This is a genomic window from Streptomyces sp. NPDC003327 (genome assembly GCF_053589515.1).
On sequence record NZ_JBSFSA010000035.1, the window covers coordinates 15323 to 30780 of the forward strand.

General features: G+C 76.4%; 11 protein-coding genes. 7 read left to right on the plus strand and 4 right to left on the minus strand.

Features of this window, described 5'->3' with window-relative positions:
• The first annotated feature begins 56 nt into the window (after nt 1–56).
• Nucleotides 57–1052 (plus strand): type I glyceraldehyde-3-phosphate dehydrogenase, encoded by a 996-nt coding sequence (gene gap / locus ACWDVG_RS23475; RefSeq protein ID WP_451701454.1) that lies wholly within the window; start codon nt 57–59, stop codon nt 1050–1052.
• 266 nt (nt 1053–1318) lie between these two features.
• On the opposite strand, the gene ACWDVG_RS23480 is transcribed toward gap, so the two are convergent.
• Together ACWDVG_RS23480 and bdeA are read right to left on the minus strand one after the other, a co-directional pair.
• Nucleotides 1319–3958: a LuxR C-terminal-related transcriptional regulator gene (locus ACWDVG_RS23480; RefSeq protein WP_451701456.1), complete on the minus strand. Its 2640-nt coding sequence runs from the start codon at nt 3956–3958 to the stop codon at nt 1319–1321.
• 104 nt (nt 3959–4062) lie between these two features.
• Entirely contained in the window at nt 4063–4959 is an 897-nt protein-coding gene (gene bdeA, locus ACWDVG_RS23485) for a bis(hydroxyethyl) terephthalate hydrolase (protein ID WP_451701458.1), read from the minus strand.
• Between the two features lie 405 nt (nt 4960–5364).
• Here bdeA and ACWDVG_RS23490 point away from each other — a divergent pair, with 405 nt between their 5' ends.
• The 4 genes from ACWDVG_RS23490 to ACWDVG_RS23505 all read left to right on the plus strand — a co-directional run bounded on the left by ACWDVG_RS23490 (nt 5365) and on the right by ACWDVG_RS23505 (nt 9488).
• Entirely contained in the window at nt 5365–7620 is a 2256-nt protein-coding gene (locus ACWDVG_RS23490; protein WP_451701460.1) for a hypothetical protein, read from the plus strand.
• Nucleotides 7621–7761: 141 nt separating this feature from the next.
• Nucleotides 7762–8274 carry an HD domain-containing protein gene (locus ACWDVG_RS23495; protein WP_451701462.1) on the plus strand — a complete coding sequence of 171 codons (513 nt, stop codon included), beginning with the start codon at nt 7762–7764 and terminating at the stop codon, nt 8272–8274.
• A gap of 111 nt (nt 8275–8385) precedes the next feature.
• On the plus strand, nt 8386–8661 hold the full coding sequence (locus tag ACWDVG_RS23500) for a hypothetical protein (RefSeq protein WP_451701464.1): 276 nt from the start codon (nt 8386–8388) through the stop codon (nt 8659–8661).
• Nucleotides 8662–8810: 149 nt separating this feature from the next.
• On the plus strand, nt 8811–9488 hold the full coding sequence (locus ACWDVG_RS23505; RefSeq protein WP_451701466.1) for a DUF5701 family protein: 678 nt from the start codon (nt 8811–8813) through the stop codon (nt 9486–9488).
• Here the strand turns inward: ACWDVG_RS23505 and ACWDVG_RS23510 are convergent.
• Nucleotides 9485–10936 carry a hypothetical protein gene (locus tag ACWDVG_RS23510; protein WP_451701469.1) on the minus strand — a complete coding sequence of 484 codons (1452 nt, stop codon included), beginning with the start codon at nt 10934–10936 and terminating at the stop codon, nt 9485–9487. The genes ACWDVG_RS23505 and ACWDVG_RS23510 overlap by 4 nt on opposite strands.
• A gap of 118 nt (nt 10937–11054) precedes the next feature.
• Entirely contained in the window at nt 11055–11306 is a 252-nt protein-coding gene (locus tag ACWDVG_RS23515; protein WP_451701471.1) for an EF-hand domain-containing protein, read from the minus strand.
• Nucleotides 11307–11703: 397 nt separating this feature from the next.
• Here ACWDVG_RS23515 and ACWDVG_RS23520 point away from each other — a divergent pair, with 397 nt between their 5' ends.
• Nucleotides 11704–13884: an FAD/NAD(P)-binding protein gene (locus ACWDVG_RS23520; protein ID WP_451701473.1), complete on the plus strand. Its 2181-nt coding sequence runs from the start codon at nt 11704–11706 to the stop codon at nt 13882–13884.
• A complete protein-coding gene (pcaB, locus tag ACWDVG_RS23525; RefSeq protein WP_451701475.1) occupies nt 13881–15350 on the plus strand; it encodes a 3-carboxy-cis,cis-muconate cycloisomerase in 1470 nt (489 codons plus the stop codon). Before ACWDVG_RS23520 ends, pcaB begins: the two co-directional genes overlap by 4 nt.
• Nucleotides 15351–15458: the final 108 nt, after the last annotated feature.

Genomic DNA, 15458 nt, shown 5'->3' on the forward strand with positions numbered 1-15458 from the left:
GTCCCGGGCCGCCGCGCCGCGCGAACCTTGGTGGCGAAACGGAAGGGACACCGCTCATGACTCGCATCGCCATCAACGGATTCGGCCGCATCGGACGCAACGTGCTCCGCGCCCTCCTGGAGCGCGACACCGCCCTGGAGATCGTCGCCGTCAACGACCTGACGGAGCCCGCCACGCTCGCGCGGCTGCTCGCCTTCGACACGACCTCCGGCCGCCTCGGCCGCCCCGTGAGCGTCGAGGGCAACACCCTCGTCGTCGACGGCCGCCGCATCCAGGTGACCGCCGAGCGCGAGCCCGCCCAGCTCCCCTGGGCCGAACTCGGCGTCGACATCGTCCTGGAGGCCACCGGCCGCTTCACCTCGGCCAAGGCCGCCCGCGCCCACCTCGACGCCGGCGCGAAGAAGGTGCTCGTCAGCGCCCCCTCCGACGGCGCCGACGTCACCCTCGCCTACGGTGTCAACACCGACGCGTACGACGCCGACCTCCACACCATCGTGTCGAACGCCTCCTGCACCACCAACGCGCTCGCCCCGCTGGCCGCCGTCCTCGACGACCTCGCCGGCATCGAGCACGGCTTCATGACCACCGTGCACGCCTACACCCAGGAGCAGAACCTCCAGGACGGCCCGCACCGCGACCCGCGCCGTGCCCGCGCCGCCGGCGTCAACATCGTCCCGACGACGACGGGCGCCGCGAAGGCCATCGGCCTGGTGCTCCCGAACCTCGACGGCAAGCTCTCCGGCGACTCGATCCGCGTCCCCGTACCGGTCGGCTCCATCGTCGAGCTCAACACCACCGTCGCCCGCGACGTCACCCGCGACGAGGTCCTCGCGGCCTACCGCACCGCCGCCGAGGGCCCGCTGGCCGGTGTCCTGGAGTACTCGGAGGACCCGCTGGTCTCCGCCGACATCGTCGGCAACCCGCACTCCTCGATCTTCGACGCGGAGCTGACGCGGGTCGACGGCCGCCACGTCAAGGTCGTCGCCTGGTACGACAACGAGTGGGGCTTCTCCAACCGGGTCATCGACACCCTCCAGCTCCTCGCGGGCTGATCCCCGGTGGCTCGCCACCGCGGCCGGGGCTCGTGACCTCCGGCCGTCCGCGGCGGGCGAGCCACCTCCCCACGGCGCCCCCGAGGCCCGATGCCTCCCCGCATCGGAGGGCCTCGGGGGCTCGCCGTCGGGGGTCCACCGAAGACCCCGGGGCCGCACCGGGCGCCGTCCCCGTCCGAAGCGGCCCCGGCCGCCCCACCCGGCCCCCCCCAACCCGGTCCGGCCCCCGGGAGGACCGGCGCCGGGCCGACGCACCGGCCCCGAGGTCAGGGCGACGCGCCGTCCAGCATCGCCGGAAGTTCGACACGGGAGCGGATGCCGAGGCGGGCGAACACGCTCCGCAGATGGTGGTCGACCGTGCGCGGACTGAGCGTCAGCCGGTCCGCCACCTCCTGGTTCGTGGCCCCCTCGGCCACGAGCCGCGCGATGCGCTGCTGCTGCGGCGTCAGGGCCCGCACCGCCGACGGATCCCCCGGCGCGCCGCTCGTCGCCCCCGTCGCGCGCAGCTCCGAACGCGCGTGCTCCGCCCAGCCCTCCGCCGCGGCCCGCTCGAACGTCACCAGCGCGTCCCGCAGCGGCCCGCGCGCCTCACCCGGCCGCCGACGGCGCCGCAGCCACGTCCCGTACGCGAGCAGCGTCCGCGCCCGCTCGAAGTCGTTCCCGACGCCCTCGTGGTGACGCAGCGCCACCCCGAACCACCGCGCCGCCTCCTCGCCCCCCGCGAGCAGCGCCCTGCACCGCGCCAACTGCGCCGGAGCCGGACCGTCGACCCCGCACGCCGCCCACAGCGCGTACTCCTCCGTCGCCTCCCGGGCCTCCGCCTCCCGCCCGGAGGCCACCGCCGCCTCCACGAAGCACGGCACGGCCAGCATCCGCAGCGCGAAGTGCCCGCCCCTGGGCCCCGGCCGCACCAGCGGGAACAGCCGCGCCGCCGCCTGCGCGGCCAGCCCGCGCCCCAGCTCGGCCCGCGCGAGCGCCCACTCCGCCAGCGTCGTCGCCTGGGCGAGCCCGTGCGGACGCGCCACGGCGAGCGCCCGCCCGGCGTGCTCGACCACCGCCGCCCCGTCCCGCGCCACCACCGACGACACGAGGGCGAGGACGGCGTGCTGGTGCGCGGCGACGTTCCGCTGCCCCGTCAGCTCCGCCGCCCGCAGCCCCTCCCTGGCCGTCCGCGCCGCCCTGCTGTACCGCCCGGCGCGCAGCTCCGCGTACGCGAGGTGCTCCAGCGCCCGCGGCAGCAGCGCCGTACGCTGCTCCGCACGCGCCCGCGCGAGCGCCCGCGCGTGGACCCGGGCGGCCGCCGCCGTGTCCCCGAGCACCAGCGCGGCGGAACCGGCCCGCAGCAGCAGCCGGGGCTCCTCCTCAGCACCGTCGAGCGCGACCACCCGCGCCAGCGGCGAACGCGCCTCGTCCAGCCGTACGGTGAGGGCGGCCCGCAGTCCGACGAGGAAGTCCCGCTCCGTGCCCCCCACACCCGCCGCCGCGTCGAGCGCGGCCAGACACCCGGGCACGTCCCCCGCGGCCCACGCCGCCTCCATCGCGAGGAACCGCGCGTCGGAGGCCTCGACCGGCGCCTGCTCGCCGAGCAGCTCCGCCGCCTGCAGAAACGCCTCGTGCGCGTCCATGACCGGACCACCCGCGAACACCGCGAGCCCGCGCACCAGCTGGGCCCGCCCCCGTACCACGGCGGTGAGGGCGCGCACGGCGGTCGGCGGGCCCAGCCGGTCGGCCCGATGCCGCTCGCCCCACCCCGGCAGCGCCCGGCCCGGAAGCCCGTGATCCGCGGCGAGCAGGGCCCGCCGCAGAAACGGGTCCTCGAAGCGCAGCACCCCGTGGGCGCGCAGCAGCAGCCCGTCCGCGACGAGCCCGTCCAGCGCCTCGACGGAGACCCGCGCCGCCCGCGCCCGCGCGAGCACCGCCTCGATCGGTGCCTCGTACGGTGCTCCGCGCCGCCCGGCGCCGCCCTCGCCCGCCCCGGCGCCTCCCTCGACCTCGCCCTCGATCTCGGCCTCGCCCTCGCTCTCGACGTGCTCCGGTCCGTCGTACAGACCGGCCGGCCCCCCGACGCGGCACGCCAGCGCCACCGCCGCGAGCAGGCGACGCGAGTCCGCCGGGAGGCCGTCGAGGAAGCCGCCGTACACCTCGGCGAGCACGGCACCGTCGACCACCGGGCCGTCCGGCAGGGGAGCCGCGCCCGTGAGCCGGGCCGCGGACAGGCGGCGCACCGCCGCCGTGAGGACGCCCGGATGACCGGCGGCCTCGGCGAGGAGCCGGTCGGCGACCCGGACCGCGGGCGGCACCGGCGCCACGTCGCCGAGGAGTGCCCGGGCGCCCTCCCCGGTGAGGCGCCCGAGCCGTACGGTACGCACGCCGGGCTCGTCGGGCAGCCGGTGGTGACGGGCGGTCGACACGAGCCAGGCCGGGCCGGCCGCCGCACCCGGCTCCCGCCAGGCGGCGGTGAGCGCGGCACGCGAATGGGCGTCCCACAGATGCAGGTCGTCCAGGCAGACCAGCGCCTGGCCGTCGCCCACGAGCCCCGCCACGGCCGCCCCGAGCCCTCCCGCGCCGCCGCCCCCGCGGGCCGTCCGCAGCGCACGGCGGGCCGCGGCCCCGGTCGGGGCGAGCGCGGCGAACAGTGCCCGCGCCCCGCTCCACGGCACCCGGTGCGACGGCGCCGCGACGAGGTGGGCCGCACCGGTGAAGTCCCGCGCCGCGTGGGCGAGGAGACTCGTGCGGCCCTCACCGGGATCACCGGTGACGCACACGACCCGCACGGCCGCGGGCACGCCGCCGCCCGCAGCCGACAGCCGCGCCACCACGGCGAGTTCGGCGTCCCGGTCGTACAGCACCGGCAGGTGACGGCACCCGGCGTCCGAGGCCCCGCCCCACGTCGTCGCTCCGCTCACGGCGGTCACGCTACCGAGCCCGTACGGGAACGGGACCGGGTGAACCCCGGGGTCTGGGCGCCCGCCCAGACCCCGGGACCGCGCACTGTGCCGCCGCACAGGGCTCAGGAGCCGAGCGGGCAGCTGCCCCGGTACTCCTCGATGGTGAGGCTCGGCCGCGGCAGCGGGCAGAGGAACTGCTCGTAGCGGGTGTCGTCGTCGATGAACCGCTTCAGCCACGCGATGCTGTACTTCGCGATCGTCGTGTTCGAGGTGTTCGGTGTGAAGTGGGTGGCGCCGTTGAGCTCCAGGTACGCCTTGTCGAGCGAGTCGGGCAGGTTCTCGTAGAACGGCTCCGAGTGCGAAGCGACGGGGGCGACCGTGTCGCCGTCCGCGCCGATGACCAGGGTGGGAGTGGAGATCTCCGGCCAGGTCTTGTCCGTGTTCCAGCCGGTCAGCGGCACGGCGGCCTTGAGCGACGGGCGGCTCTTGGCGGCTTCGAGCGTCCCGCCGCCGCCCATCGAGTGCCCCATCACCCCGAGCCGGGACGCGTCGATCCGGCCGCGCACGAGGCTGCGCTGCGTCAGGTAGTCGAGCGCGGCGAGGAGCTGGCGTCCCCGGCTGTCGGGCTGGTCGAGGGTGGTGAGCGTGTCGATGGTGAACACCACGAAGCCCTGCGAGGCGAGGCGCGGGCCCAGCCAGGCGATGGAGGACTGGTACGCGGTGAAGCCCGGCGAGATGACCACGGCGCCGAAGGTGCCGTCGCTCGTGGACGTCGGGTAGTAGATGGTGCCGCCGCCGAAACCGGTGACGGCGAGCGAGGAGACGCTGAGGTCCGAGACGGCGTAGGGCCCGCGCGCCGCCTCGATGCTCGCCGTGGTCGGCGCGGGGCCGCGCTCGTACGGGTTGGCGGCTGCGGCGGCGTTGGCGGCGGGACCGGCCGCGGCCTGGGTGCCGGAGGTGAGGAGCAGGGCGAGGCAAGCGCCGGCCGTGGCGGTGGCGGTGGCGAGGTGTCGTTTCACGACGAAGTCGTCCTCTCGTGTCGTGTGGCGGCCGGCGCGGGGGCGGTTGGAGCCCCTGACGTGCCCCGACGGTCGGCCGTGCCCTGGACTGGCCCCGCCACTGTCGAGGCAGCGCGCGCCCCGGGCATCGGCACAATCACCGGCCTTGCGCGTCGCACGTCCCCCGCGACGGGATCGCCGCGCCCGCGCCGACGGTGTCGCCGTGCGCGCCGACGGGGCCCCGGCCGCCGTCGCCGCTCGCTTCGAGGCCCCCGGCGTGGGCGCCGGCCGCCCCGGCGGGGCAGCCGTCCGCCGCGGCGGGGCAGCCGTCCGCCCCGGCGGGGCAGCCGTCCGCCGCGGCGGGGCAGCCGTCCAGCGCGGAAAACCCGTGTGCGCGGGCCGTGGCACGGCTGGCAGCATGCCGGAATGGTCCAGGCTCTCGAACGACTGATCGTCCGGCACACCCTGCGCGTCCCCGTACCCGCCGCCCCCGCGGGACAGGGTGGACTCGCGGGCCGCCCCGGCGGCTCCGTGGAAGCCGCGCCCGGAGCGGCGGCGGCGCGCCGACTCGACGTCGCCCTCCTCTCCGTGGGCTTCACGCTGTCGGGGCGACTTCACGAAGAGCTGTCCGCCCTGCCGGAGGAGACCGTCCTCACCACCGCGGCCCACACGCTCGCCACCGTGCGCGAACTCGTCGGCGACCACGTCCGCCACAACGTCCTCTTCGTCGACTTCCCGGCCGGCGTCCCCGACACCGTCGACTTCTGGACGCGCTGCGTCGCCCGCGCGCTCGACGCGGACGACGCCACCCGCACCCGCACGCTCCAGCAGCTCGCCGCCGGCTCCCTCGACCTCCTCGGCCTCCCGGGGTACGGCGTGTACGAGCACGGTTACGAGGAGATGCTCGCCGCGCACGACGAGCTGATCGCCTCCGCCGGCGACCGGGTCACGGTCCTGCACCCCGGCGGCCGGCCGGAGGCGGAGGCCCGCGAGCTCTACCTGGCCCTCGCCGGCAGCACCACGCCGCTCGGCGACGCACACCTGAAGGACCTCGCCGTCCTCGCCGCCCACTGCGCGACGGGGCCCCAGCCCGCGCGCATCCCCGTCCGCGAGAACCGCGCCGTGGTCAACCGGGCCCGCCTGGAGACCGGCGCCGACCTCCTCCTCGACACCGTCACCGACGTCCTGCGCCTCGCCTGCGCCCTCTCGGACGGCGATGTCACCCTGGCCACCCGGACCCGCTTCCGCGCCCTGTCCCGGCCGGTCCGCCGCGCCCTGGTCGCGGGCATCGACGCCGTCGTCGCCGCGGCGCCCGCCAAGCTCGCGGACGTCACCGCCCACCGCGAGGCGTGGAAGCGCCTGGGCGAGCGGCTGCACCCGCACGAGTACCCGAACCGGCCCCACGCCGCCCGGGTCTTCGCCGTCGCCCGGGGCGAGCAGCGCGCGCCGTCGCTCGACGGCCGCGTCGAGGAACTCCTCGCGCGGGGTGAGGTCCTGGGCGCCGCGGAACTGCTCGGCACCGCCGCTCCCGGGCGGCTCTTCCGGGCCCTGGACCGCCTGCTCCGCACCGCCGGGACCACACCGCCCACCGGCCCCGGCACCTCCGCCGTGCCCGTCTCCGCCGACGCCGTCGTGACCGTCGCCGAACGCGTCGCCCCCCAGGTGTCGGGCCGGGTCGTGCTCGCGCTCCGCGACCACCTCCAGAACCGGAGCGGGGCGGGGGAGGGGCGGCGGATCTTCATCAACCGCCTCGGCGGCGTCCACGTCGCCGAGGACACCCGCCCGCCGCTCCCGGACGCGGCAAGGAACCGCCTGATCACCGTCCTCGACGCCGACGTACGCCGCCGGCTCCCCGCCCCCGGACACCTCCTCGTCGACCCCGCGATCCTCGACGTCGCGCTCCCGCTCAGCGGCCGGGCCACCACGGGCGGGTTCGGCGTCCTGCCCCGCGGCTCCCGCTCCCCGGTCGAGGGCGACCTCCTGCGCTTCTTCACCTACTGGAAGCAGAAGGGCAGGAGCACCGACCACGACCTGTCGGCGCTGCTCCTGGACGCCGACCTCGACACCCTCACCTGGCTGTCGTACACGGCGCTGACCGAGGTCGAGGGCGTGCACTCCGGGGACGTCACCGACGCGCCCGACGGCGCCTCGGAATTCATCGACCTGCGGCTCGCGGCCGTCCGCGGCGCGTACGTCGTCCCGCAGGTGAACGTCTACTCCGGCGAGGGCTTCGACGCGGTCGAGGAGTCGTTCTTCGGCTTCATGCTGCGCGAGTCGGAACAGCGGGGCCGCCCCTTCGAGCCGCGCACGGTCCGCATGAAGTCCGATCTGCGCGGACCGGGCCGCGTCGCGCTGCCCCTCGTCTTCCTGCGGGGCGACGACGGCCGCTGGCAGGCCCGGTGGCTGCACCTGTACCTGAAGGGCACCCCGTCGGCCAACCGCGTCGAGGAGAACCAGGCCACCGTCTCCGTACTGCTGCGCGGCCTCCTGGACCGCACCCCGCTGACGGTCCGCCATCTCGTCGGCCTGATGGCCGAGGACGCCACGCGGACCACGTGGTGGGACGGGAAGACGGTGCCGGACGGCCCCGTCACGTACCTCGGCATCGAACGCCCCGAGGGGCTGGCGCCGGGCTCCCGGATCGTCACCCCGGAAAATCTGCGCGACCTGATCCCGGCCTGACTGCTACCGTCGCAGCGGGCGAGGCCATGAAGAGGCTTCCTTCTCATCGCAACCCTTCCGAGTCAGTCCCTTCGCTCTCCTCGCCCCCTTTCACGCACCCACGGAGCACCGTCGGCAGGACCGGGGAACAGGAGCGGCTCGGTGACGTCCGTCCACGAGGTCGACGCGCTCGCCGCGACGGCGCACGCGGGGCAGTACGACAAGATCGGCGTCCCGTACGTCGAGCACGTCCGCGCGGTGGCCGCGGGCCTCGCCCCGTTCGGCGACGAGCTCGTCATGGCCGGTCTGCTGCACGACGTCCTCGAGGACACCGACCTGACGGCCGACGAGCTGCTCGCCGCCGGAGTCCCCGCACGGGTCGTCCGGATCGTCGAGGCCGTGACGAACCGGGCGGACGTGCCGTACGAGGAGCGGCTCCGCCGCATCAGCGGCGACCGCGACGCCACCCTCGTCAAGATCGCCGACAACGCGCACAACTCCCTCCCCGCCAGGTCCGAGCGACTCCCCGCCGACCGGCGCGAGCGCCTCGCCGCCAAGTACCGCGCGGCGCGCGCCACGCTCTGGCCGGCCGCCGACCGCGCCGACGTCGAGGCCGTCCTCCGGATCGTGAATCCGGCGCTCCTCGCCGAACTCGACACCACCACCCACCGCTGACCCCGGAGGACACCGGCCCGGAGACGGCGGGCCCGGGCAGCCGCGGGCGCTCCCCGCCGTGGAGAGCGGCCGACCCAGGGCATTGTCAGTGGTGCCTGCGAACCTGAGCTCATGGACAGGGACGAGGAGCTGCTGAGAGGCCGGGTGTACGGCCAGGACCACGACCACCCCCGGCCGGGCCCCCTGCCGGGGCGCACCTACGTGGAGCTGGTCGGCGGGCCTCTGGACGGGCTCCTGCTCGACGTCACCGGCTGGACGGCGCGGGCGCTGGCCGCCGGGGCGGCACTGGAGACGGGTCTCGGCCGCTTCGGCACCGGCGGCCGGGCCCTGTACGACCCGCGCGCCGACGACCCCCGCCGCTGGGACTGGTCCGGCGACGCCCCCTGACGGCAACCCGGCCTGACGACCGGCCGTCACGGGCCCGGGCCGCACCGGGAGGACGCGAGGAACGATCCGCGCGGGAGCCTCGTTCACCCGGGGTCCGCCCCTTCACCCCTTCACCCCTTCACCGCTCCACCCAGGAACCGAGGAGAGCCATGCCCGAGACCGCACCCCGCGCCACCGTCACCGCCCTGCCGTCGCTCACCGCCCAGGCCGAGCGGCTGATCGCCCTGGGCGTGCACGAGACGGCGGGCCTCTCCGCCGCCGACCTGCGCGCCTTCGCCGCACACGCCGAAGGCGGGGGCGACGCGGACGCCGCGGAGGGGACCCTGCTCGCCGTCCACCCGGACCGCGCCCCCGCCTCCGCCCTCGCGCCCCTCCTCCGGCGCGACGACAAGCCCGGGTTCGTCGTCGTCGACATGCCGGACGTCGACGACTTCGCACCGCTCGACCCGATCACCCTCCCCGACGCGCCGCTCTACCTCGTGACGGGCGTCGACCGGGGCGACCACATGGCCAACTGGAGCCCGGACGAGGCACTTCCGGCCCTCACCGCCGAGTCCCGCACCCCGCTGGTCCTCACCGAGGGCATCCACTGGGTGCTCCAGCAGCCCGAGGCCCTGGAGCGCAACCACTGCTTCATGGCCATCGGCTCCCGCCTGCGCAAGGCGAACGGCGCCCTGGACGCCCGCACCCCGGCGATCTGGATCAGCAACGGCACGGGCCGCGACGGCCGCGAGCGCCGCAACGCCCCCAAGGTCGGCTGGTGTTGGGCCGGCAACCGCCACACCTGGCTCGGCTTCGCCTCGGCCACCGGCCGCCGCGCCGGCTAACGCGGCAGCGCGTCGACCCGTACGCCGCCGTCCCGTACGAGCTCCAGCACGGCGTCCGCCACCCCGCCCATGCGCCGGGCGCGGAGGTCCAGGACGGGGGAGGGGTTCGACAGGCCGTGGGCGGCGAGCAGGGTCATCAGGGGCCACAGGGCCTCCGAGCGGCGCGGCAGGGGGAGGACGCGGCCGTCTGGGGCGACGACCGTGGCCGTCGTCACCCCGGCCAGCAGCTGGGTGCGCGCCCAGTCGACCACCTGGGCCCGGCCGCCCGGCTCGGCGACGAGCACCACGTCCGTGCCGTGGTGGAGCATCGTCAGGTAGTTCAGCGGCACCGTCATCCGCCGCGCGACCTCGAACGGGGGCGTGCCGTCGGCCGGCTGCACGCGCAGCACCGTGTCCAGGACCGGCCCGTGGTCCTGGAACGTGGTCGTGCCGCGCATCTCCAGGAACCGGCCGCGCACCAGACGGCCCCCGCGGCGCGACCACCGCCGCCCCACGGAGCCGAACCCGCCCTCCCCGCCCGGCAGGTCGCGGGTCACCAGGCGCGCCTCCTCGCCGGGCTCCGCCGCCGGGGCGGGCTCCTCGCCGAGGGCCCGGGCCCGTTCGGCCACGGCCGCGTACCGGGCAGCGGTCTCCGTGTCCAGGCGCCGCAGGTCGATGGTGTCGCCGAGCAGTTCGACGCCCCCGGCCGCCCGCGAGATCCGCATCTGCTCCAGCTGGCGGCCGACCCGGCGGGTCACCTCCTCCGGGCGGCCGTCGAGACCGATCACCCGGCAGGTCCTCGTACCGGCGAGGAGCAGGCTGCGCGGCCACTGCACCACCACCTGTTCCGCCCCGACGACGGCCCCGGGCGGGACGAGCACGGCCAGGCGGCCGGCCCCGATCGCGGACAGGCACAGGGACGGCACCCGCCACTCGCCGGTACAGGTGAACCCGGCGTCGCCGTCGGCCCCGGCGTCGCCGTCGGCCCCGGCCTCCCCGTCGGCCCCGGCGTCGGCGTGGACGCGGAGCGTCATCCGTACCAGCGGTGTGAACTCGTCGGGCTGGTAGTTGCCCCCGTACGTCGTGAACGTCGCCTCCCCGTCGGGCGAGTACCGCACGAGCGAGGCCTCCAGGACGTCCGCCCGCACGAGCCGCGCGTCCGCCGCGCCAGGCGCGGACCGGGGCGCCCACACGACGAAGGTGTCCTCCCCGTACGCGTACGGGCGTTCTCCGCTCCTGAGCCGGTCGCGGTGCGCGAGGCGCGGGAACTGCTTGCGCGCGGCGCCGAACGCCACGAAAGGGATCATGAGCGTGAAGGCGGCTCCGATGCCGGACGCGCCTCCCACCCAGGGCCACTCCGCGCCGTCCCGCCAGGCGGCGTACGCGACGAAGAGGAAGAGGGGTCCGACCGCACAGCACAGCGCGGCGAACAGGAGGTGGCCGACCAGTACCCCGGCGTAGCTGCGCATGCCCCTCCTCCGTACCTCCGTGCCCGGACCGCCCCCATCGTGCCCGGAAGACAGGAGCATGCCCAGAGGCCGCGGTCGTCGACGTCGCCGTCGACGTCGCCGTCGACGACCCGGGCCCTCACCAGCCGAAGCGGCGGTCCACGAGCGTGGCGAACTCCTCGAAGGAGAGGACGCGGTCGCCGTTCTGGTCCGCCTCGTCGAACAGCGCCGACGAGGCGTCGACATCGCCCACGCCCCAGAAGGGGATCACTCCGTGCGCGGCCAGGGTCGGCCCCTTGTCACGCAGGGCGTTGATGACCTCGCTGCGCGTCAGGCTGCCGTCGTGGTCGAGGTCGAGCGCGTCGAAGAGAATGCGGGCCTTGTCGCTCATGCCGTTTCCTGTTCCCGAGGCCGTGGGGTCGTCACGGCCGATTCGTCCTGTGCAGCATGACGTGAAAAGCGCCCCCGGGGTTGCCCGGATTCCTTCTTCCGGCACCCCCGGCTCCGGGCCCGGCCGGGCCCACTCGCCCGCCGGCACTCCAGCGGGAGCCGACCCCCGTTCGAGCGGCCGGGCCGACCGTGGGGGTGGAAGGAGGCACCGTGCACGGTACACATACCCGCGTCCCGCTCCGGTTCGCCGGACACCCCGCCAGACCGCCGATGTCGGCGACCACCCCGTTCTCGGCGGTACTCCGGGAACCGACCTCGCCCCTCCGGTACGGCGCGGGGCGTGCCGCCCGCACGTCGTGGGCCGCCCCCGCGCACCGCGCGCCGAGCGGGGGCCCCGCATGACCGGCGGCACGGCGGACGTCCCCAGGGGCGCCGCGACGGACGGCCCGACGGAGATCTGCCTCGTCGGTGCCGGGCCCCGCGGCCTGTCCGTCCTCGAACGGCTCTGCGCCCATGAGCGCGCCTCGGCGCGCCGGGACCCCGTCACCGTCCACGTCGTCGACCCCGCGGCGCCCGGCGCCGGCCGGGTCTGGCGCCCGACCCAGTCCCGCCACCTGCTGATGAACACCGTCGCCTCGCAGGTCACGGTGTACACGGACGCCAGCGTCAGGACCCGGGGGCCGAGGGAGGAGGGCCCCAGCCTCTACCAGTGGGCCAAGGCCCTCGGCCCCGCAGACCAGTCCCCCGGCGTCCCGACCCCAGGCCCCGGAGCTCCGCACCCCGGCGCCGGCCTCGACGACGAGACACTCGCCGAGGCGCGGGACCTGGGCCCCGACACGTACCCCACGCGTGCGCTCTACGGCCAGTACCTGAGGGGGGTCTTCCAGCAGGTCGTCGCGAACGCGCCCGCACACGTGACGGTCCGCGTGCACCCCTTCCGCGCCGTCGCCCTGGAGGACGCGAGCGCGGCCGCCGCCACGGGACCCGCCGCACCCGGCGCCTCCGCCGCGTCCGGGGGCGCCTCGACGTCCCGCACCGCGTCCCGGACGGCCTCCCAGAGCGTCGTCCTTGAGGACGGCACCCGGCTGACCGGGCTGTCCGCCGTCGTGCTCGCACAGGGCCACGTCCCGGCGCGGCCCACCGCCACCGAACGGGACCTCGCCGCCTTCGCCGCCCGGCACGGCCTCACCTACGTCGCCCCCGCCAACCCGGCCGACGTCGACCTGTCCGCCGTCGCCCCCGGCGAGACGGTCCTGCTGCGCGGGCTCGGCCTCAACTTCTTCGACTACATGGCCCTGTTCACCCGGGGCCGCGGCGGCACCTTCGAACGCGCCGGGGACGGACGGCTCGTCTACCGCCCCTCGGGCCGGGAACCCCGGCTCCACGCCGGATCGCGGCGCGGCGTGCCGTACCACGCGCGCGGCGAGAACGAGAAGGGCGCCCACGGCCGTTACCTCCCGAGGCTGCTCACCACCCCGTACGTCGAGGCGCTGCGCGCCCGCCCCGGCGTCCGCGGCCTCCACTTCGGCACCGACCTGTGGCCGCTGATCGCCCGCGAGGTCCAGACCGTCTACTACGAGACGCTCCTCACGGCCCGCGGCCACGCGCCCGCCCGGGTGGCCGCGTTCGCCGAGCGCTACCTGCGCGTCGCCCCCGGCACGGCCGAGGACGAGCTCCTGGACTCCGTCGGCGTCGCCGCCGACGCACGCTGGGACTGGGCGCGCGTCGCCCGGCCCTACGGCGACCGGACCTTCCCCGACCTGGCCTCCTTCCGCACCTGGCTGCGCGCCCACCTGGACGACGACGTGCGCGAGGCGCGCCTCGGCAACCGCGGAGGACCGCTGAAGGCGGCCCTCGACGTCCTGCGCGACCTGCGCAACGAGATACGCCTCGCCGTCGACCACGCCGGGCTCGACGCCGCCTCGCACCGCGACGAGCTCGACCGCTGGTACACCCCGCTCAACGCCTTCCTCTCCATCGGCCCGCCCGCCTCCCGCATCGAGGAGATGGCCGCCCTGATCGACGCCGGCGTCCTGCAGGTCACCGGCCCCGGCACGCACGTCACCGCGGAGCCCGGCCGGGCTCCGCACCGGGGCGCCGACGGCCCGTGCTTCCTCGGTACGAGCACGATCCCCGGCGTCCGCGTACGGGCCACCACCCTGATCGAGTGCCGGCTCCCCGACATCGACCTGCGCCGCACCGCCGACCCGCTCATGGCGCACCTGCTGCGCACGGGCGCGTGCCGTCCGCACCGCATCCCCGGCGCCGACGGCGAGGCGTACGAGACGGGCGGCCTCGCCGTGACCGGGCGCCCCTACCACCTGGTGGACGCCGACGGCCGGGCCCACCCCCGCCGCTTCGCCTACGGCGTGCCGACCGAGTCCGTGCACTGGGTCACGGCCGCGGGCATCCGGCCGGGCGTCGGCTCGGTGACCCTGGAGGACTCCGACGCCATCGCCGCCGCCGTCCTCGCCCTGCCGCGCCCCCCACGGCCCGCGCCCCCGGCACTGGCGACCGCCACCCTCCCCGCCCCCGCCGCCCAGCCCCCCACCACCGCCGGAGCGAGGACCACCCCGTGACCGAAGCGCCCCGGCCCACCGAGGCCGACGACCCCACCTGCCCTCCGGACTCCGGGCTGCTCTCCCCGGTCCGCGTCGGCACCCCCGTCGAGGCCGCCGTCGGAGACACCGCCTGGCTCCAGGCCATGCTGGACGCCGAGGCGGCCCTGGCCCGCGCCCAGGCGCGCTGCGGCACCGTGCCCCTCGCCGCCGCGGAGGCCATCACGGCCGCCGCCCGCGCAGAGCACCTCGACCTGCGCGCCCTGGCCCTCGCCGCCCGCGAGACCGCCAACCCCGTGGTCGGCCTCGTGAAGGCGCTGACCGCCGTGGTCGCGGAGCGGTCGCCGGAGGCCGCCGAGTACGTCCACCGCGGCTCTACCAGTCAGGACGTCTTCGACACGGGTGCGATGCTCGTCGCGTCCCGCGCGCTCCGCCTCGTCCTCGCCGACCTGCGCGCCGTCGCCGAAGCCCTGGCCGACCTCGCGGCCCGGCACCGCGACACCCCCATGGCGGGCCGCACGCTCACCCTGCACGCCGTACCCACCACCTTCGGCCTGAAGGCGGCGGGCTGGCACCGGCTCGTGGTCGACGCCGCCGAGCGCCTGACGCGCGTCGCCGAGCAGGGGCTGCCCGTCTCCCTCGGGGGCGCGGCCGGGACGCTCGCCGGATACCTCCAGTACGCCGGGGAGGACACCACCCCCGAGGCCCTGCTCCACGAACTGGTCGCCGCCTACGCCGCCGAGACCGGCCTCACCGCGCCCGTCCTGCCGTGGCACGCGCTGCGCACGCCGGTCGCCGACCTGGGCGCGGCGCTCGCCCACACCACGGGCGCGCTCGGCAAGATCGCCGCCGACGTGCAGGTCCTGACCCGGACCGAGATCGGCGAGGTCACCGAGCCCACGACGGCGGGCCGCGGCGCCTCCTCGGCGATGCCGCACAAGCGCAACCCCGTCCTCGCCACGCTCATCCGCTCCGCCGCGCTGCAGGTCCCGGCGCTGGCCTCGGTGCTCGCCCAGTGCATGCTCGCCGAGGACGAGCGTTCCGCCGGGGTGTGGCACGCCGAATGGCAGCCCCTGCGGGAGGCGCTCCGGCTCACCGGCGGCGCGGCCCGCACGGCCGTCGAACTCGCCAACGGGCTCGGCGTGCAGGCCGAACGCATGCGGAGCAACCTCGACGCCACCGGGGGACAGATCGTCTCCGAGCGGGTCTCGGCCGTCCTCGCGCCCCGCCTCGGCAAGACGGTGGCGAAGGACCTCCTCACGCGGGCGTCGCACGCGGCGGCGGAGAACGGCCGCCCGCTGGCCGACGTCCTCGCCGGACTGCTCTCGGAAGACCGGGCCCTGAAGGACCTCCTCACGGGGGAGGAGCTGAGCGCCCTCCTCGACCCGGCCGCCTACACGGGCGCGGCCGGAGCGCTCGTGGACCGCGCCCTCGGCGCGGCGCACGGTACGCCGAGCGGCACCGGAAACGGCGTGCACGCCGGGTGACGACAACTCGACAATGAATGACGGGTTCCGCATGACGGCCGGTGCGGCGGGGCAGGAAACGGGGGACTCGGCGCGGGGGCGCGGCGCGGACACCGGCGCCGCGACACG